Here is an 18,698-nt window from a genome sequence, read left to right as displayed (position 1 = left end):
CAGCCCGACCGTATCTCCCCCGCCTCCTGCGCCTCCCGCGCTTCCTGCGCCTCCTGCGTCCGCCTGAACTCCTCTCCCCCTGGCTACCGCACCACCTCCTTGTCCGGTACCGGCAGCGGGCGCTTCTCGATCGCCGCGGCCATCACGTCCGGGAAGAGGTCGGGGGTGCAGGCGAAGGCGGGGGCGTCCAGGGCGGCGAGTGCCGCGGCGTGGTCGCGGTCGTAGGCGGGGGCGCCCTCGTCGGAGAGGGCGAGCAGGGCCACGAACTGCACCCCGGCCGCCTTCATCGCCGCCACCCGCTTCAGCATCTCGTCACGTATGCCGCCCTCGTACAGGTCCGAGATGAGCACCACCACGGTCTCCGCGGGCCGGGTGATCTGCGACTGGCAGTACGCCAGCGCCCGGTTGATGTCCGTACCGCCCCCGAGCTGGGTGCCGAACAACACGTCCACCGGGTCGTCCAGTTGATCGGTCAGGTCGACCACGGCCGTGTCGAAGACGACGAGCCGGGTCGCGATCGACCGCATCGAGGCGAGGACGGCGCCGAAGACCGAGGCGTAGACGACCGAGGAGGCCATCGAGCCCGACTGGTCGATGCAGAGGATCACGTCCTTCTTCACCGACTGGGCCGCCCTGCCGTAGCCGATCATCCGCTCCGGGACGATGGTGCGGTACTCGGGCAGGTAGTGCTTGAGGTTGGCCGCGATGGTGCGGTTCCAGTCGATGTCGTGGTGGCGCGGCCTGCTGATCCGCGCACTGCGGTCCAGAGCGCCGGTCAGGGTGGCGCGGGTCCGCGTGGCCAGCCGCTTCTCCAGGTCCTCGACCACCTTGCGGACCACGGCGCGCGCGGTCTCCTTGGTGGTCTCCGGCATCGCCTTGTTCAGCGAGAGCAGGGTGCCGACGAGATGGACGTCCGCCTCGACCGCCTCCAGCATCTCCGGTTCGAGCAACAGGGTGTTGAGGCCAAGGCGGTCGATCGCGTCGCGCTGCATCACCTGGACCACGGAGGAGGGGAAGTACGTTCTGATGTCCCCGAGCCAGCGTGCGACCGAGGGCGCGGAGGCCCCGAGCCCCGCCGACCGGTCCTTGCCCCGCCCGTCCTTGTCCTTGCTCCCGTACAGCGCGGACAGTGCCCCGTCCATGGCCGCGTCCCGACCGGTGAGCGCCCGCCCGGTACCGTCCGCCGCCTCCCCACCGAGCACCAGCCGCCACCGCCGCAGCCGTTCGTCGGCCGCCGACGCCTCGTCGTTCACGTCCGGCGCGTCCGGCACGTCCGGCGCGTCCCGCACATCCGGCTCCGTGCTCCCGGCTTCCTTCGCCACCGCGCCCCCTGCTGCCTTCGTCACGACGCCCCCTGCCCTCGTGTTCGTCTCCGCCCGCTCTGTCAAGTCCCGCACCCCGAGACCTCCGCCGCACCGCTCACGCCCCGTGGATCGCCCAACAGCAGGTACAGCACCGGCAGTACGGCGTCCGCGCGTACGGGATCGAGTTCCGGTGCGAACCCGGACGGCGCCGAACCCGTGCCCCCGGCAAGGGAGTTGGCCCCCGCCGGGCCCCGACGCACCAGCTCGCCGAGCGTTCTGCGGACGCCCGTCTCGTACGCGGAGAAGGTGCGCCGCAACAGTGGGAGCACATCGTTGAACGCGGCGTCGGGTACCTGGGTGAGCCACTGGTCGACCAGAGCGAGGAGCCGCTCGTCGTGGACCAGGAGCATGCCGCCCGAGCCGCCGCCCACGAACCCCTCGATCCACGCTGCCGCCTGGTCGGGCGGGGTGCCCCTGGACAGCGCGAGCGCCATCAGCCGGGCCGCCTCCTCGGCCGTCAACTCGCCCTCGTCCAGGAGGAGTCGGGCGCATCGCCCGCGCAGCACCCCGGCCACCGTCTCCCGGGCGGCGAGCGTACGCAGCACGCGCCACCAGCGGACGCGCATCCCAGAGGGCGCGGCCACCGCCTCTTCGGACAGGGATGGTCCAGAACCCTCCGCCGCCTCAACTGCCGGGCCCGCCCCAGGAGTCGGCTCACGCGAGGACGTGTGGCCCGGGTGCGGCACCTCTTCGAGCAGCCCCACCGCGGAGTGCACCGCGTCCAGATGGCGCCGCATCTCCTCGGCGGCCTCGCCGTCCAGTGCGACGCAGGCGGGCGGCAGCCCCACGAAGATGCGCTCGGCCAGCCCCGCCGCCACTTCGGTGAGCGCGGCCGTGTCCGTCCCCCGTACATCGCCGTAGCGCAGCGAGCGCACCAGGGCGGGCAGGGCCTGGGCGAGCCTGCCCACATCGGCGTCGAGCGCGGCGCGGTCGGCCAGGGCGCGCATCACCACGGGGAGGGCGTCCGGGAGTTCGGCGAGCAGGCAGTGCTCGGCGAGCGCCGTGATGTCGGCCAGGACGGTGGCCGAGACCGCCTCCTGCTCCGCCTTCGCGGTCGCCGCGCCGAGCACCGTCGTGCCCCACACGCCCGCCTCCGCGACCCGCACCGCGAGCTCCGGCTCCCAGCGCAGCCGCCAGCTCTCACGGAAGGTTCCGGTACCGGTGCGGCCGGCCGCGGGTTCGCCCCAGCCGATACCGAGCAGCCGGAGCCGGTGCAGCAGACGGCTGCGGGCGCCGTCGTTCTCCGAGCGCAGGTCGAGGTCGAGTTCGCGCTCCAGTGCCTCCGGCTTGAGCCGCAGCCGCCGCTGCAGACGGGTCAGGTCGCGTTGCAGCGGTACGGCCGGTGCGGAGTCGGGCACCTCCCCCAGTACGTCACCGACGACGAGCCGGTCGCGCACCAGGTCCAGCGGTACGTCGGAGCCCTCGCACATCACCGCACGGATCGCGTCCGTCGTCTCCGCGAGACCGGCCAGCGGGCGGCCGCGCATCGCGGCGAGCGTATCCGCGAGGCGCACGGCCTCGATGACATGGGCGGAGGAGACCAGCCGGTCCTCCTCCCTGAGCAGCCCGGCGACCTTGGTCATCCAGCGCTCGACGGGCCGGTCCGCGCAGTGGAAGAGGTGGCCGTACCAGCCCGGCGACTCGATGCCCGCGCCGTAACCGGTCGCCCGCGACAGCCTGCGGTACGTCCACGGGACCCAGGTCATCTCGGCCTTGACCTTGGGCAGCCCCTTGAGGACGGCACGGTCGGCGGTCAGTGTGGTGCGCGTCCGCAGCGCCGGTACGTGCCAGGCGCCGCAGACCACCGCCACCTCCTGGCCGAACTCCTTCTGCGCCGCCCGCAGTTGGAGCCGCATATACGCCTCGCGCACCTCGTCCCGGTCGTGGCCACCGGTGCCGTACGTCTCGCGCAGCGCCGTCATCGCCTCGCCGAGCGCCTCGAAGGGGGCGAAGGCCCCCTCGTGCCCGCCGCCCCGGTGCTCGACGACGTCCTCCCACCAGCGCTCCGGGTCGTCGTATCCGGCGGTACGGGCGAGCACGGCCAGCGGATCGACCCGCACTTCCTCACCGGGCTCGTCGCCGTTCCCCGCCCCGCTCTCCCCGTTCTCCCCGCTCTCCTCCCTCTCTCCTGTCTCTCCCGACTCTCCTGTCTCCCCTCCCTTCCCCTCTTCTTCCCTCGTTGCCTCCGGCACCGGGGCGTCCTGTGCCTGGGCGTCCTGTTCCGGGGCGCGTTGGGCCAGGCTGTGGGCGGCGGGGAGGTCGATGAAGCGGACCGGTACGTCGTGGTCGAGCGCCCACCGGATCGCGACCCACTCCGGGGAGAATTCGGCGAACGGCCAGAAGGAGGACCGGCCGGGTTCGTCGACGACATGGGCGAGGAGTGCGACGGGCGGGCGCATGCCCTCCTCGGCGGCGAGCCGGATCAGCTCGTCGGCCTCGGGCGGGCCCTCGATCAGTACGGTGCGCGGCCGGGCCTCCGTCAGGGCCGCGCGTACGGCACGGGCGGAACCCGGGCCGTGGTGGCGCACGCCGAGCAGCAGCGGCCATGCCACAGGGGGCGCGGCCTCCGACTCCGGTACGGCGCGCTCCGGCGCGGGCGATTCGACGAGGGTCACGCGCTCACCTCACGGCAGGCGCGGTAGAAGTCCTTCCAGCCCTCGCGCTCGCGCACGACCGCCTCCAGGTACTCCTGCCAGACCACCCGGTCCGCCGCCGGATCACGGACGACGGCACCGAGAATGCCCGCGGCGACGTCGCTCGGGCGCAGCACGCCGTCGCCGAAGTGGGCGGCGAGGGCAAGCCCGTTGGTGACCACCGAGATCGCCTCGGCGGTGGACAGGGTGCCGCTCGGGGACTTCACCTTCGTACGGCCGTCGGCGGTGATGCCGTCGCGCAGCTCGCGGAAGACGGTGACGACCCGGCGGATCTCCTCGATGCCGCCGTCGGCGACGGGCAGATCGAGCGAGCGGCCGATCTGGTCCACGCGCCGGGACACGATGTCCACCTCCGCCTCCGGGCTGTCCGGAAGCGGCAGGACGACCGTGTTGAACCGGCGCCGCAGCGCGCTGGACAGATCGTTCACGCCGCGGTCCCGGTCGTTGGCGGTGGCGATGAGGTTGAAGCCGCGGACGGCCTGTACCTCGTCGCCCAACTCCGGTATCGGCAGCGTCTTCTCGGACAGGATCGTGATGAGCGTGTCCTGCACATCGGCCGGGATACGGGTCAGCTCCTCGACCCGGGCCGTCATGCCGTCGGCCATCGCCCGCATCACCGGGCTGGGTACCAGAGCCTCGCGGCTGGGACCGTGCGCGAGCAGGCGCGCGTAGTTCCAGCCGTAACGGATGGCTTCCTCCGGGGTGCCCGCGGTGCCCTGCACGAGCAGGGTCGAGTCGCCGCTCACGGCGGCCGCGAGATGTTCGGAGACCCAGGTCTTGGCGGTGCCCGGGACGCCGAGCAGCAGCAGGGCGCGGTCGGTGGCCAGAGTGGTCACGGCCACCTCGACGATCCGGCGCGGGCCCACGTACTTCGGTGTGATCACCGTGCCGTCGGGCAGCGTGCCGCCGAGCAGATAGGTGGCCACGGCCCACGGCGAGAGGCGCCACCGGGCCGGGCGCGGCCGGTCGTCCTGGGCGGCGAGCGCGGCGAGTTCGGCGGCGAAGGCGTCCTCGGCGTGCGGCCGCAGGGCCTGCGCGCCGCCGTCCGCCGACGCACCGGTGCTCCCGGCACTCGCGGCGCTCGCGGACTGCACGGACTGTGTGGACTCCGCAGACGTCACGGACATGAAGCCGTCCCCCTCCAGCTGTTCCTGATCGGATGTCACCCACCGTGCACCACCCCACTGACAATCCGTTCCGACCTGCGCAAACGCCGATCGCGACCGATCACGGAGAGGTGGGAACGGGGTGGGAAGGGGGTTGGGAAGGGAGGGGGAGGAGGAGGCGGGAGCCGGGGCTGCGAGGTCGACGGACGGATGGATGCCGGGTGGCGGGCCGAGGAGGGCGAGTACGGCGGGCTCGGGCCGGGGCGTTGTCAGTGGCGGGTCGTACGGTCGCTCGTATGACTCAGCAGGGGGTGCGCTGGACGGCTGATCAGGTGCTGGCACTGGCTCCTGACGCCTCGTCGCGCAAAGCGGGAAGCAGGCTCGGCTCGGCCGGGCCGTGGTCCGATGCGGGCTGCACCGGCGAGGGCACGGTGTGGGGACTGTGCCGGGGCAGCGGCAGCAAGCCGTACCAGACGGTGGTGGACCTCGCCGACGCCGCGGGCCCGGCGTACAAGTGCAGTTGTCCCAGCAGGAAGTTCCCGTGCAAGCACGCGCTCGGTCTGCTGCTGCTGTGGTCCGGTACGGACCCGGCGGTCGCCGCCGACGGAGAGCCGCCGGGCTGGGCGCGGGAGTGGCTGACCGCGCGGCGCGCGCGAGAAGAGAAGAAGAAGGAGACGACGGGCGCGCAGGGGCCGGGCCGGTCGCAGGGGTCCGACCCGGAGGCCGCGCGGAAGCGGGCGCGCAGGCGCGCGGAACGGATCACCGCGGGCGCGAGCGAGTTGGAACAGCGCCTCGCCGATCTGCTGCGCGGCGGTCTCGCCTCCGCCGAGCAGTCCGGGTACGCGCTCTGGGAGGAGACCGCCGCGCGCATGGTCGACGCCCAGGCTCCCGGTCTTGCCGCGCGAGCAAGGGAGTTGGGGGCGATACCGGGCTCCGGTGCGGGCTGGCCGGTGCGGCTCCTGGAGGAGTGCGCACTGCTCCATCTGCTCGGGCAGGGCTGGCAGCGCCGCGAGAGCCTGCCGCCCGAACTGGCCGCCACGGTACGCACCCGGGTGGGCCTGCCCGCCACCGCCGAGGGCCCCGCCGCCCGCGACACATGGCTGGTCCTGGCCCGCTACGACACCGCCGAGGGCCACCTGGTCACCCGCCGCACCTGGGTCCACGGCGAGGCGTCCGGCCGTACGGCGCTGCTGCTGTCGTTCGGCGCCGCGGGCCGCGCGCCCGGGCTCGCGCTCCCGGTCGGGCTCGCCCTCGACGCGGAGCTGTCCGGCCACCCGGGCGGCGGGCTCCGCGCCGACCTGGGCGAACAGTTCTCCGCCCCGGCGCCCGCGACCACCCGGCCGACCGGCGTCGGTCCGGGCGAGGCGCTCGCACAGTACGGGACGGCGTTGCGCGACGACCCGTGGCTGGACTCCTGGCCGGTGACTCTGCGTTCGGTCACCCCGGCCCCGGCCTCGGCCCCGGACGACGAACGCTGGCAACTGGTCGACACCGCAGAGGGTTCCGCGCTTCCGCTGACGACTTCGGCCGGGAGCAGGGCGGGGCTGTGGCGGCTGGTGGCTCTCTCGGGCGGCGCCCCGGTGAGCGTGTTCGGCGAGTGCGGCCACCGCGGCTTCACACCTCTCGCGGCGTGGGACGGGCCGGGCGGGGAGCTGGTGTCGCTGTGCTGAGACGCGAGGCGCACGCGGCCGGGCGCGCACGGCGCGCAGGGAGCGGGCCAGCGCGATCCCGACCGGGAAGGAGTGCGGCCCGTATCAGCAGGTGGGGAAGGGGAGCGGCCCGTATCGGCAGAGAGGGACGAGTCGCGGCGCGAATCGGCAGGCGGGGAAAGGGAGATGAAGGGATGGGGGGATAAGGGGATGGGGACCGTGAGGACGAGGGCAGGCTCCGCGACCTTGACCGGGGAGGCGATGGGCGCCCCTGGGAACGGGGTGGCCGCCACCGGCGACTCGATGGAGGCCACCGACGAGGCGCCGCGCACCACCGAAGCCGCACCGCGCACCACCGAAGCCGCACCGCACATCGCCGAAGCCATGCCGCGCACCGCCGCCGGAGACACCACGGACACCGAGGACACCGCCTGGGACGAGTTGGTGACCGCGGCGCTGCTTGGGACGGACCGGCGCACGCCGCCCGTGCGCGGGCGGGCGGGCGCGCTGCCGCAGACGGCGCTGCTCGAGGCGGCCGCCGTGCAGACGGTGCGCCGTCGGGCGGCGCTGCGTCCGGCGACGGCCGCCCCGGCGCTCGACGTGGCCACGCCGGATCCGCGTCCGACACCGCCGCCCGCGGCCGTACAACGGCTGGGCACCCTGCTCACCGACCGGCCCGGCAGTGCGGGCGGGCGCCGGGGCAGTGCGCCGGACCTGCTCGAACTGCTGCCGCAGTGGCTGGCGTTGGCGAACGCGCGCGGCTTCGGTCCGCCGCCCCATCTGCTGCCCGCGCTGCTCGACGCGGCGCGCGGGCGCAGCGATCTGCGTGCGGAGGTGCTGGCCTTCGCGGGGTCGCGCGGACTGTGGCTGGCCCGGCTGAACCCGGACTGGAAGTACGCGCTGCGCGCCACTCCCGGCGGCAGTGCCTCGCTTCCGGCGCCCGACGACACCGCCGAGGTCGAACGCAGATGGCAGGAGGGCCTGTTCGCGGAGCGGGTGGCCCTGTTGACGTCGGTACGGGTGCACAACCCGGCGGCGGCACGGGAGTTGCTGGCGGCCACCTGGACCAAGGAGCGCGCCGAGGACCGGCTGATGTTCCTGGACTGTCTGCGGGCGAGACTCTCCGCACCCGACGAGCCCTTCCTGGAAAGGGCGTTGACGGACCGCAGCCGCAACGTCCGCGCCACCGCGGCCGAACTCCTGTCCTCCCTGCCCGGATCCGCCCTCGCGGGCAGGATGGCAGAGCGTGCCGGAGCCTGCGTACGCCTGGGCAAGGCACCGGCGCCCGGCCGGGTGCCGCACGAGCCGACGGCGACCGGCCCGCTGGAGCTGACGCTGCTCGTGGAGCCGCCCGGCGAGTGCGACGCCGAGATGGAGCGGGACGGGGTGGTCCACAAACGGCCCGCCGGACGGGGTGAACGGGCCTGGTGGTTCGGGCAGTTGGTGGAGGCGGCGCCGTTGTCGCTCTGGCCCCGGACGCTGGGCGGCAGATCACCGCAGGAGATCGTGGCACTGCCGGTCGCGGACGGCTGGCGGGACGAGCTGCACGCGGCCTGGTGCCGGGCGGCCGTCCGGCAGGGCGACGCCGCCTGGTCGCGGGCCCTGCTCGCCGAGCCCTCCGCGCCGGGTGCCGGAGGACCGGGCGCCTCGTCCCTGGCCGAACGCGCCAAGCTGCTCGCCGCGCTCCCCGCGGCCGAACGTGCCGAGTGGGTGGCCGGGTTCATCGCCGCGCACGGTCTCTCCGAGGCCTTCCAGCTCCTGGGCACCTGCGCCGCGCCCTGGGCTCCAAGGCTGGGCGGTGCGGTGGTGGACGCGCTCAACATCGCGCGGGACGCGGGCAGTTACCCATGGAGCTTCAGCGGGGTACTCGGCCTCGCGGAACGCTGCCTCGATCCCTCGGAGGCCACCCGCCTGGAACCGCTCGCCGCGATCCCGGACGAGACCGAGGACTCCTCCCCGGGCGCGGGCGGCTACTGGGCGGAGTCCTTCCAACGCCTCCTCGGCACCCTCCGCCTGCGCTCCACGATGCGGGAGGAGCTGATGGGCGCGCGGTGAGGGCGGTCGGCGCGCGGCCGAAGTAAGGAGAAGGAGGGGGCCAGGGGGCGGCGAAGGTCCGGGGGAAGGCGAAGGCCGGGGGAAAGAAAAGACGTGTCCGAGGAAAGGAGGAGGAAAGGAAAGGGAGGCCGCCGCCACGAGGGACCCACCACCGAGGAACCTGCCGCCGAGGTACCCGCCGACGCCCCGAGTCCTACGCGCCCTGACGGACGTGGGCGCTGACCCAGTCGACGACGGACTGGGTGGTCGCACCCGGGGTGAAGATCTCGGCGACGCCCTGCTCCTTGAGGGGAGCGATGTCGTCCTCGGGGATGATCCCGCCGCCGAAGACCTTGATGTCCTCGGCGTCGTGCTCCTTGAGGAGCTCGATCACGCGGGCGAAGAGGGTGTTGTGCGCGCCGGAGAGGATGGACATGCCGATCGCGTCGGCGTCCTCCTGGATCGCGGTGTCCACGATCTGCTCGGGCGTCTGGTGCAGGCCGGTGTAGATGACCTCCATACCGGCATCGCGCAGGGCGCGCGCGATGACCTTGGCACCGCGGTCGTGCCCGTCGAGCCCGGGCTTGGCGACCACCACCCGGATCGGCCCCGTTGCCACGGCCATCACTCCCTCTCCGGTTCTCCCCGGTTTTCTCGGGTCCTCGCGGGCCATACCCGACGTGCTGGTCCCGTCCGCGTCGGTATGGCCCGCGACAGCGACAGCGACACAACGGCGAGCAGGACACGACGCCCACAATGTACGTCCGGCCCGGTGCCGCCCGCCCTGTGACGAGGCGGGCGGCGATCCCGCGCCGCACCCGGTGCCCTCCAGCTCCGCGCCCGGGGCCGGGGCCGGGCCCCGCAGCTTCGTACCCGTACCCCTCCGCCCCGGAGCTTTCGTACCCGTACCCCTCCGCCCCCGGAGCTTTGGCACCCCTGATCCCGGCGCTTTCGTGCCCCTGACCTCGCCACTCCGCGCGCAGGCCAGGCGGCGGGGGCCATCCGGGGCAGTTTCGCTGCGGGGGCGGAGGGGGAAATCATCCGTGGGACATGTTCACCGCGTCAGGTCCCCCGAGGCGGTACGGGAGCCGCACCCGGGCCCGGGCGCGAGGGGAGCCGTCCGACCACCTCCCCGCTCCGTGAACCGCACGGACCGGCGGGCACATGAGGTGCTCTCGACGGTCGCGCGGGCCGTCCGGCCGCGGAGTCCACCCACCACACAGCGGTGCGCGGGCTTCACCGTACGCACGTGCCGACCACTCCCGGCTCTCCGCTAGCGCCCGCGAGGGACACCGGCGTCCGTCAGGTGGCACACCGGCATCCGTTCCGCGGGCCGACGGGAGGTCGGCCATGCAGGTCATCAAGGCACTGCCCCTGCTCCCCCTCTGCCGCAGACTGCTCCCGAAGGAGCTGGCGGGACTGTCGATGACAGTGCCGCGGCTGTCCGTGACCCTGCTGAGGGCGGCGGTGCTTGAGGCCGCCATCCTCGCCGGGCATCTGGTCCTCTATCCCGCGGGCATCGCCCAGGAACGCAGGTCCGGCCCGGGGCAGCGGGACGCGGGCGCGGAACATCTGCCGACGGACACCCGTCCGCCGGTGGTCCTGCTGCACGGCTTCATCGACAACCGGTCCGTGTTCGTCCTGCTGCACCGCTGGCTGACCCGCGACGGCCGCCACCACGTGGAGTCGCTCAACTACTCACCGCTCACCTCGGACATCCGCGCCGCGGCGGACCTGCTCGGCCGGCACATCGAGGAGCTGTGCGAGCGCACCGGGCACGAGCAGGTGGACGTGGTCGGGCACAGTCTGGGCGGACTCATCGGGCGGTACTACGTCCAGCGGCTCGGCGGCGACGCGCGCGTGCGCACCCTCATCACCCTCGGCACTCCGCACGAGGGCACCCGGTTCGTCCCACTGATGGACGCGCACCCCGTGGTGCGGCAGATGCGTCCGGGCTCCGACCTGGTCGAGGAACTGCGCAGCCCCGCCCCCCAGTGCGGGACCCGCTTCTTCGCCTTCTGGAGCAACCTGGACCAGATCATGGTCCCGGTGGAGACCGCCCGGATCACCCACCCGGACCTCATCGCCCAGAACGTACGGGTCACCGGCATCGGCCATCTCGCCCTGCCCGCGCACCCGGCGGTGGCCACCCGGATCCGCGAGATCCTGCAGTCCGTGGACAAGGCGGCGACCGCGACGGGGTCGGGGGCGGACGGAACGCTCACCGTGGCCTGAGCGACGACGACCGGCGCAGCGACACAGAGGCGCAGAGGAACAGAGGAACGGGGAACGACAACCGGCGTACGGGAACGACGAGTCGGGTACGGAATACGACGACCGCCGCACAAGGCGGAGTTGGGCTCGGCCCGGTGCCGGCAGGAGCACGGCGAGCGCTGCCCCCTCCGCCCCCTCCGGCGCCTGCGCCGCCGACAGCGCCACCCCGCCGACCCGCCCGGCCCTCCCGACCTCCTGGCCCTCTCAGCCACGGTTCGAGCGGAACCCGACAAGATTCCGCCCCGGGCACGCAGGGGACTACTGCGCCGAGGTTCGCCAATAACCGCACCAGAGCGGCCAATTCGGGCTGCCGTCGGCGGAACTGTGTGCAGCGGTTCCGTCCCAAAACTTCGAACACGCCTCGAACATAGAGCCAAGGCTCCGTTTTACGGGCGGCGAAACGCGGCCGAATGCCCGTTTCCCGGAGTGCTGAAACCAGCGGAAGATTGTGGCGCCCGATAACCGGCGGGTACAGTCGCGGCACTGCTCCGCCACCCGGATCAGCGCTTCAACGGTCCACGACCGTGGGTCCCCCGGGACCCGGCCCTGCTGTCGAGGCGAAAGAGAAGTTGGTGAACGACCGTCACCCGTCAGGGGCCGCTCATGCTCCGGCATCTGCTCCCGACGCCGCCTCCGCAGCCCATGGTTCCTACGACCACGGCGGGCAGCAAGGCAATTTCCCGGGCTACGACGGCTACGGCACCGGCACTTACGCCACCACCGGCTTCGACGCGGACCCCCTCTTCGGCGACATGCCGGGCAGCGGCGGCGCGTACGAGAGCGGTTCCTGGTCCACGGTCCAGCAGACCCCGCCGCACGGCGTGACGGACACCGGGCAGTACGACTCCTACGGCGCCGACCCGTACGGCGCGCCTCAGGCCGCGTACGACACCGGCGCCTACCAGACCGGCAGTTACGACACCACGGGCACCTGGGCGACCCAGCAACCGGCCGAGGCCGCGGGGCACCCGGGCACCGACGCCACCGGTCAGTGGCAGACGCAGAACTTCGACCCGCAGACCTTCGACGGTGCGGGCTACGAGCAGCAGACCGGCCAGTTCGGCACCCAGGGCTTCGACCCCACGGGGTACCCGGCGACCGGCTACGAGCAGCAGGCGCCCGGCCCGGACGGCTGGCAGCAACCCGAGTACGGGACCGGGCAGTTCGACACCACGGGCCTCGCGGCACAGGGCTACGAGACGCCCGGCTACGGGACCGACGGCCAGGGCCTTCCGGTCCAGGGCCTCGACAACGGCGGCTTCGACAACGGCGGTTTCCCTGTCGGAGGCTTCGACACGGGCAGCTTCGAGACCGGCGGCTTCGAGACGGGCACGTTCGATGCGAACGCCCTCAACGCGAACCCCCTCGACACGAACGCCTTCGCCCCCAACGGCTACGACACCAACGGCTTCGGCACCGGCAGCTACGACACCGGCGGCTTCGACGCTTCCGGTCTCGAAGGCGGTGGCCTGGAGGCGGCGTCCTACGCCAACGGCGAGCAGGCGAGCCACGGTTACGCCGCCCAGGACTACGCACACGTCGCGCACACCGCCCTCGACGCCCCCGAGGCCTTCGGTGCTCCGGCCTACGGCGCACCCGCGGCCCCGTCCGTACCGGCACAGGGCGGCACCCCGGCCGTTCCCGCCCAGGGATTCGCGGCCCACCCCGAGGCGAGCGGCGCCTACGACGCCACGGACCCGCTGAACCCGACCGGCTCGTACGAGACCACCGGCTTCGACACCGCCACCTTCGAGGCGATCTACGAGGCCCCGGCCTACCCCGAGGAACCCCGTTACGGAACCGACGGGTTCCCCCTGACGGACGACGAGCTGCCGCCCACGCACGGCGCCCCCGGGAACACCCACACCGCGCACGCCACCCATGCCATGGACGCGGACGCCGGTTACACCGCCGTCCCCGGCGCGCCCCTGCCGCCGGTCTCCCCGCCCGAGCACGGCCGGGCCGAACTGCCCGCGGACGCCCCGGAGTTCGGGGAGGCGCTCGAACTTCCCGAGGTGGCCACCGAGCACCCCGGCGAGCGCTCCTCGGCGGCGGCCTCGCGGGTGCGGGCCCGGCGCCGTACCGGCCCGAAGAAGCGTTCCGCGCTGCTGTCCGTCGCCGTTCCCTCGGCCTGTGTGATGGGCGTCGCGGGTATCGCCGCCGCCTCCGTGGGCGACTTCGGCGACGGCGACAAGGAGACCACGGCCTCCGCTCCCGACCCGACGAGCGTGCGGCCCTCCGAGGCCAACAGCAGGCTCGACACCCAGCTCCAGGGCGTCACCGCCGACGCGGGCGACTTCGCCGACCGCGCCAGCCGCACCCAGGAGCGCATCGACCTCAAGGCCAAGAAGGAAGCCGAGCGCAAGGCCGCGGCCGAGGAGGCAGCCCGCAAGGAGCGGCTGCGCCCGAAGTTCAGCCTGCCGGTCGCGCGGCACGGCCTCAGCGCCTACTACGGCCAGGCCGGCGTCAACTGGATGTCCATCCACACCGGAATCGACTTCCCGGTCTCCTACGGCACGCCTGTACTGGCCGCGACCGACGGAACCGTACGGACGCAGTACAACACCGCGTACGGGAACATGGCGATCGTGACCGCGAAGGACGGCACGGAGACCTGGTACTGCCACCTCTCCAGCCACAAGGTCTTCAGCGGCGAGGTCAAGGCGGGCGACACCATCGCCTTCTCCGGGAACTCCGGCAACTCCACCGGCCCGCACCTCCACTTCGAGGTGCGCCCCGGCGGCGGCTCGGCGGTCAACCCGCTGCCGTGGCTCCAGAGCCACGGACTCGACCCGCAGTAGTAGTCGGTCCGGCAGTAGTAGTCGGTCCGGCAGTAGTAGTCGGTCCGGCAGTAACTCGCTCCCCGGGCTGGCCCGTTGGTCAGCCCGCCCCCCCGTAGTCGGCGCCGCGCGGTGGTCAGCCGCGCGGCCTCCGTCGCCCTCTCCCCCTACAACTTCTCCACCGGCGCGTACCGCAGCAGCAGCCGCTTCGGCTTGGTGTCGCCGAAGTCGATGGTCGCCTCCGCGTTCGTACCGCTGCCCTTGACGCCGACGACCGTGCCGAGGCCGAACTGGTCGTGGTTGACGCGGTCGCCCACCGCCAGGGCGACGACCGGCTTGTCGCCCGCGCGGCGGGTGGCGAAGCCCGAGGCGCCGGAGGCGGCCGAGCGGGAGCGGGAGGAGGACAGCGAGGCGGCGATACCGGCCGCGGGGCCCGAGGAGACCGGGGCGAGGGGGCCGGTGCGCTTCCACTCCAGGTGCGCGGCGGGGATCTCCTCCAGGAAGCGGGAGGGCGGGTTGTACGAGGGCTGGCCCCAGGCGCTGCGCAGGGTCGAGCGGGTCAGGTAGAGGCGCTCGCGGGCCCGGGTGATGCCGACGTAGGCCAGGCGGCGTTCCTCCTCCAGCTCCTTGGTCTGGCCGAGCGCGCGCATGTGCGGGAAGACGCCGTCCTCCATGCCGGTCAGGAAGACGACCGGGAACTCCAGGCCCTTGGCGGTGTGCAGGGTCATCAGCGTGATGACGCCGCCGCCGTCCTCCTCGTCCGGGATCTGGTCGGAGTCGGCGACCAGGGCGACGCGTTCGAGGAACGCGGCGAGGCCACCGCCGGTCGCGGTCTCCTCGGCCCCTTCGGCCACCCCTCCGGCCGCCTCCTCGCCCTCCTGCTCGAACTCCAGGGCGACGGCGGCGAGTTCCTGGAGGTTCTCGATCCGCGTCTCGTCCTGCGGGTCGGTGGAGGCCTGCAACTCGGCGAGATAGCCGGTGCGTTCGAGTACGGCCTCCAGGACGGTGGCCGGTCCGGCCCCGGACTCCACGATCGTGCGGAGGTCCTCCATCAGCGTGTTGAACCGCTTGACGGCGTTGGCGGAGCGGGCCGCCATGCCGTACGCCTCGTCGACGCGGCGCAGGGCCTGCGCGAAGCTGATGCGTTCGCGCTGGGAGAGCGCGTCGATCATGGCCTCGGCACGGTCGCCGATGCCGCGCTTGGGGACGTTCAGGATCCGGCGCAGCGGGACGGAGTCCTCGGGGTTGGCGAGGACGCGCAGGTACGCGAGGACGTCGCGGACCTCCTTGCGCTCGTAGAAGCGGACGCCGCCGACCACCTTGTACGGGAGGCCGACCCGGATGAAGACCTCTTCGAAGACACGGGACTGCGCGTTGGTGCGGTAGAACACCGCGACGTCCCCGGACTTGGCCTCGCCCTTGTCGGTGAGCCGGTCGATCTCGTCGGCGACGAACTGCGCCTCGTCGTGCTCGGTGTCGGCGACGTAGCCGGTGATGTGCGCGCCCGCGCCCGCCTTGGTCCACAGGTTCTTGGGGCGGCGGGACTCGTTGCGCTCGATGACGGCGTTGGCGGCGCTGAGGATGGTCTGGGTGGAGCGGTAGTTCTGCTCCAGGAGGATCGTCGTGGCGTCCGGGTAGTCCTCCTCGAACTGGAGGATGTTGCGGATGGTGGCGCCGCGGAAGGCGTAGATGCTCTGGTCCGCGTCACCGACCACGCACAGCTCGGCGGGCGGGATGTCCGCGGCCTCGCCCTCGACCGGCGCACGGCCGACGAGCTCGCGCACCAGGGCGTACTGGGCGTGGTTGGTGTCCTGGTACTCGTCGACCAGGACGTGCCGGAAGCGGCGACGGTAGTGCTCGGCGACGTCCGGGAAGGCGCGCAGCAGGTTGACCGTGGTCATGATCAGGTCGTCGAAGTCGAGGGCGTTCGCCTCGCGCAGCCGCGCCTGGTACATCGCATAGGCCTGGGCAAGCGTCTTCTCGAACCCGTCGGCGGCCTTGTCGGCAAAGTCCTCTTCGTCGATGAGCTCGTTCTTCAGGCCGGAGATCTTGGCGCTGAAGGACTTCGGCGGGAACTTCTTCGGGTCGAGGTCCAGGTCGCGGCAGACCAGGGCCATCAGACGCTTGGAGTCGGCGGCGTCGTAGATCGAGAAGGAGGAGGTGAAGCCGAGCTTCTTCGACTCGCGGCGCAGGATGCGGACGCAGGCGCTGTGGAAGGTGGAGACCCACATGGCGTTCGCACGCGGCCCGACGAGCTGCTCCACGCGCTCCTTCATCTCGCCCGCGGCCTTGTTGGTGAAGGTGATGGCGAGGATCTGGCCGGGGTGCGCGCCGCGCTCGGCCAACAGATACGCGATGCGGTGGGTGAGCACCCGGGTCTTGCCGGAGCCCGCGCCGGCCACGATGAGCAGGGGCGAGCCGCTGTGCACGACGGCGGCGCGCTGTTCCTCGTTCAGTCCCTCCACCAGGGCAGCGGGATCCACCACGGGGCGCGGGGCGCCGTCGCGGTAGTGGGCGTCGCGGGGTGGCGGCACGTCGAATTTCCCTCCGAACAAGTCGTCGGGTACTTCTTCCGGGCCCTCATCCTCGGGTGGCGGGGGCGCTTCCTCGCGCGGGGCACGCAGATCCGCCAGGAAGCTTTCGTCAAAGAGGCTGCTCATCGCCTCCCGAGTCTAGGCGGCCCCACTGACAGCCCGCCCCGGGTTCGGCCCAGGCCACTCCCGCGCGCCCGGTACGGAGCGCTCCGCTTACGTGCTCTCACGCAGCGCGAAAGTCACGAAAATGTATCGGGCAATTCGAACACCAACCTTCACAGGCGTTCCACGAGTTGGCTAGCGTGCCGGTCGGGCAGTCCGCCACCACCGGGGAAGATCTCGCCGGGACGGGCCGCTCCCGCCGAGTCCGGTGCGCCCACGGGGCAGCCGGAGCCGGGGACCCACCAGGATCCCTTGGGGTGAATCGGCACCGCGTTCACGGCGCGGAGCCGTAGGGCAGACCTTCCCAGCCCGAACCCGACAGCTAACCCGGTAGGCGGCCGAACGGAAGGAGTCGCCCTCCGTGGCGTCACACCGCAAGCCGCGCCCGGCCCGCCTGGCGCCCTCCGGTCCCGCCCTCGGCCTGACCACCGCCGCGCTCACCTCGGTCGCCCTGCTCTCGCAGAGCGCGACCGCCGCGCCCGAGAAGCCGCGGCCCAGCATCGAAGAGGTCAAGAAGAAGGTCGACGACCTGTACCGCGAGGCGGGTGTCGCCACGCAGAAGTACAACGCCGCCAAGGAACGCGCGACCTCGCAGCGCAAGAAGGTCGACACCCTTCTGGACGACGTGGCCAAGCGCACCGACAAGCTCAACGACGCACGGCGCGAGCTGGGTTCGTACGCCGCCGCCCAGTACCGCACGGGCGGCCTCTCGGACACCGCCAATCTGCTCCTCGCCGACGACCCGGGCGAGTACACCGAGCAGAAGCAGCTCATGCACCGGCTCACCGGACGGCAGAAGCAGGCGGTCGACGACTTCCAGGCGCAGCAGCTCGCCACCTCGCGCAAGCGGGCCGAGGCGGCCCGCAGCCTGGAGACGCTGACCGGCACCCAGGACTCGCTCAAGACCTCCAAGCAGAACGTGCAGTCCAAGCTGACCGAGGCCCGCGAGCTGCTGTCGAAGCTGACGGCCGAGGAGAAGGCCCGGCTCGCGGCGATCGAGAAGAGGAAAGAGGACGAGGCCCGCCGCAAGGCCGAGGAACTCGCCCGGCAGCAGGCCGCGGAGCGCGAGCGGCGCGAGCGCGAGGAAGAAGAAAACAACGACGACGGTGACGGCGGCGGGGGCGGGACCACCGACCCCGGCACGGGCACCGACACCCCCGGCGGCACCACGGCCGCCCAGGGCGAGCAGGCCATCGCCTTCGCACGGCAGCAGATAGGCAAGCCGTACGTGTGGGGCGCGACCGGGCCCGGCTCGTTCGACTGCTCCGGGCTGACCCTCAAGGCCTGGGACGCGGCGGGCATCACGCTGCCGCGCACCACCTGGGACCAGGTGAAGACCGGCACCACCATCCCGATCTCCCAGGCGCGCGCGGGCGATCTGGTGTTCTTCTACGACGACATCAGCCACGTCGGCCTGTACCTCGGCGACGGCAAGATGGTCCACGCCCCGAAGCCGGGCACCAACGTCCGCGAGGAGTCGGTGTACTACATGCCGATCCACAGTGTGGTGCGGCCCGGGTAGCGCCTTGGGCAACGGCCGCCCGTACGGGCGTACTTGAGCGGCGGATACGCGAAGGGGCCCGCTTTGCCCAGGAGTTCACCTGGGGAAGGAAGCGGGCCCTCGGCGTGCCGGAGCGTGCGAGCCCTCAGGTCCAGAGCACCGCGATGAAGATGTTCGCCGTGGTCAGGGCGCCGACGAGGGCGAACTGGGACTTGTCGACCCGCTCCTCGTCGCGCTTCACGTAGACGAGCCCGAGGATGACGATCAGCAGGGCGAGCTTGAGGCCGATCTTGATGTTGTTGACGTCGGCGTCGTCGGCCTGGTTGAGGCCGACCAGGATCACACCGGTGACCAGCATGGTGAGCGCGCCGTGCAGCATGGCCGGGCTGAAGCGGGCGGTGTTTTCGCCCATGGCCTTCATCTGGGTGAGGAATCCGCCAAGCAGTGAGGCGATGCCGATGATGTGCAGGCCCACGAAGAGGTGGATGAGTACGTCCATGTCCCGGAGCGTAGCCCTCCGCCCCGCGGCGGCCTCGGGCGGGACGGCGCCGTAGCACCGGCCCGGACCCGGCGCGCGGCGCTTGCGCCGATCGGTCAGCTCGGGGCGCCAACGCGGTGGCCCGGGTGTCCGCGTCCGGTC

11 protein-coding genes and 1 riboswitch are annotated in these 18,698 nt (G+C 72.5%); of the genes, 5 read left to right on the top strand and 6 right to left on the bottom strand.

Translation table 11 applies throughout. The features are described 5' to 3' along the window. Positions 1 to 83: 83 nt before the first annotated feature. The 3 genes from HUT18_RS22305 to HUT18_RS22295 form a co-directional block, all read right to left on the bottom strand. A complete protein-coding gene (locus tag HUT18_RS22305) occupies positions 84 to 1,271 on the bottom strand; it encodes a VWA domain-containing protein (protein ID WP_254879070.1) in 1,188 nt (395 codons plus the stop codon). A gap of 113 nt (positions 1,272 to 1,384) precedes the next feature. After that, positions 1,385 to 3,916, bottom strand: coding sequence for a DUF5682 family protein (locus HUT18_RS22300; protein WP_254879069.1), 2,532 nt, complete (start codon positions 3,914 to 3,916; stop codon positions 1,385 to 1,387). Positions 3,917 to 3,975: 59 nt separating this feature from the next. Continuing rightward, positions 3,976 to 5,145: an AAA family ATPase gene (locus HUT18_RS22295; protein WP_176104725.1), complete on the bottom strand. Its 1,170-nt coding sequence runs from the start codon at positions 5,143 to 5,145 to the stop codon at positions 3,976 to 3,978. Between the two features lie 275 nt (positions 5,146 to 5,420). On the opposite strand from HUT18_RS22295, the gene HUT18_RS22290 reads away from it, so the two are divergent. Together HUT18_RS22290 and HUT18_RS22285 are read left to right on the top strand one after the other, a co-directional pair. Further along, entirely contained in the window at positions 5,421 to 6,794 is a 1,374-nt protein-coding gene (locus tag HUT18_RS22290; RefSeq protein ID WP_176102338.1) for an SWIM zinc finger domain-containing protein, read from the top strand. 363 nt (positions 6,795 to 7,157) lie between these two features. Continuing rightward, complete coding sequence (locus tag HUT18_RS22285) at positions 7,158 to 8,828, top strand: DUF5691 domain-containing protein (RefSeq protein WP_176104724.1); 1,671 nt, start codon at positions 7,158 to 7,160, stop codon at positions 8,826 to 8,828. Positions 8,829 to 9,021: 193 nt separating this feature from the next. On the opposite strand, the gene HUT18_RS22280 is transcribed toward HUT18_RS22285, so the two are convergent. Continuing rightward, entirely contained in the window at positions 9,022 to 9,432 is a 411-nt protein-coding gene (locus HUT18_RS22280) for a cobalamin B12-binding domain-containing protein (RefSeq protein WP_176102337.1), read from the bottom strand. A gap of 725 nt (positions 9,433 to 10,157) precedes the next feature. On the opposite strand from HUT18_RS22280, the gene HUT18_RS22275 reads away from it, so the two are divergent. Both HUT18_RS22275 and HUT18_RS22270 read left to right on the top strand, forming a co-directional pair. Further along, the gene (locus tag HUT18_RS22275) at positions 10,158 to 11,042 is read left to right on the top strand and encodes an alpha/beta fold hydrolase (RefSeq protein WP_176102336.1); all 885 of its coding nucleotides are present in this window, start codon (positions 10,158 to 10,160) and stop codon (positions 11,040 to 11,042) included. 611 nt (positions 11,043 to 11,653) lie between these two features. Continuing rightward, positions 11,654 to 13,882 (top strand): M23 family metallopeptidase, encoded by a 2,229-nt coding sequence (locus tag HUT18_RS22270; protein WP_368661549.1) that lies wholly within the window; start codon positions 11,654 to 11,656, stop codon positions 13,880 to 13,882. A gap of 146 nt (positions 13,883 to 14,028) precedes the next feature. On the opposite strand, the gene pcrA is transcribed toward HUT18_RS22270, so the two are convergent. Continuing rightward, entirely contained in the window at positions 14,029 to 16,521 is a 2,493-nt protein-coding gene (gene pcrA / locus HUT18_RS22265; protein ID WP_217710510.1) for a DNA helicase PcrA, read from the bottom strand. Between the two features lie 223 nt (positions 16,522 to 16,744). Next, a riboswitch (cyclic di-AMP (ydaO/yuaA leader) is annotated at positions 16,745 to 16,910 on the top strand. An 8-nt stretch (positions 16,911 to 16,918) separates the two neighbouring features. Here pcrA and HUT18_RS22255 point away from each other — a divergent pair. Continuing rightward, positions 16,919 to 18,079: a C40 family peptidase gene (locus HUT18_RS22255; RefSeq protein WP_176102333.1), complete on the top strand. Its 1,161-nt coding sequence runs from the start codon at positions 16,919 to 16,921 to the stop codon at positions 18,077 to 18,079. A gap of 124 nt (positions 18,080 to 18,203) precedes the next feature. Here the strand turns inward: HUT18_RS22255 and HUT18_RS22250 are convergent, their stop codons facing one another. Next, a complete protein-coding gene (locus HUT18_RS22250; RefSeq protein ID WP_176102332.1) occupies positions 18,204 to 18,557 on the bottom strand; it encodes a hypothetical protein in 354 nt (117 codons plus the stop codon). Positions 18,558 to 18,698 lie beyond the last annotated feature (141 nt).

Source organism: Streptomyces sp. NA04227 (assembly GCF_013364195.1).
Classification (GTDB): Bacteria; Actinomycetota; Actinomycetes; order Streptomycetales; family Streptomycetaceae; genus Streptomyces.
Note: the sequence above shows the minus strand (reverse complement) of the source record. Positions and strands in the feature narration are given on the sequence as shown.

Coding starts and splice junctions, on each gene's coding strand:
- HUT18_RS22275 (WP_176102336.1), top strand. CDS start 10,158: ATGCAGGTCATCAAGGCACTGCCCCTGCTCCCCCTCTGCCGCAGACTG.
- HUT18_RS22280 (WP_176102337.1), bottom strand. CDS start 9,432: ATGGCCGTGGCAACGGGGCCGATCCGGGTGGTGGTCGCCAAGCCCGGG.
- pcrA (WP_217710510.1), bottom strand. CDS start 16,521: ATGAGCAGCCTCTTTGACGAAAGCTTCCTGGCGGATCTGCGTGCCCCG.
- HUT18_RS22295 (WP_176104725.1), bottom strand. CDS start 5,145: ATGTCCGTGACGTCTGCGGAGTCCACACAGTCCGTGCAGTCCGCGAGC.
- HUT18_RS22250 (WP_176102332.1), bottom strand. CDS start 18,557: ATGGACGTACTCATCCACCTCTTCGTGGGCCTGCACATCATCGGCATC.
- HUT18_RS22285 (WP_176104724.1), top strand. CDS start 7,158: ATGCCGCGCACCGCCGCCGGAGACACCACGGACACCGAGGACACCGCC.
- HUT18_RS22290 (WP_176102338.1), top strand. CDS start 5,421: ATGACTCAGCAGGGGGTGCGCTGGACGGCTGATCAGGTGCTGGCACTG.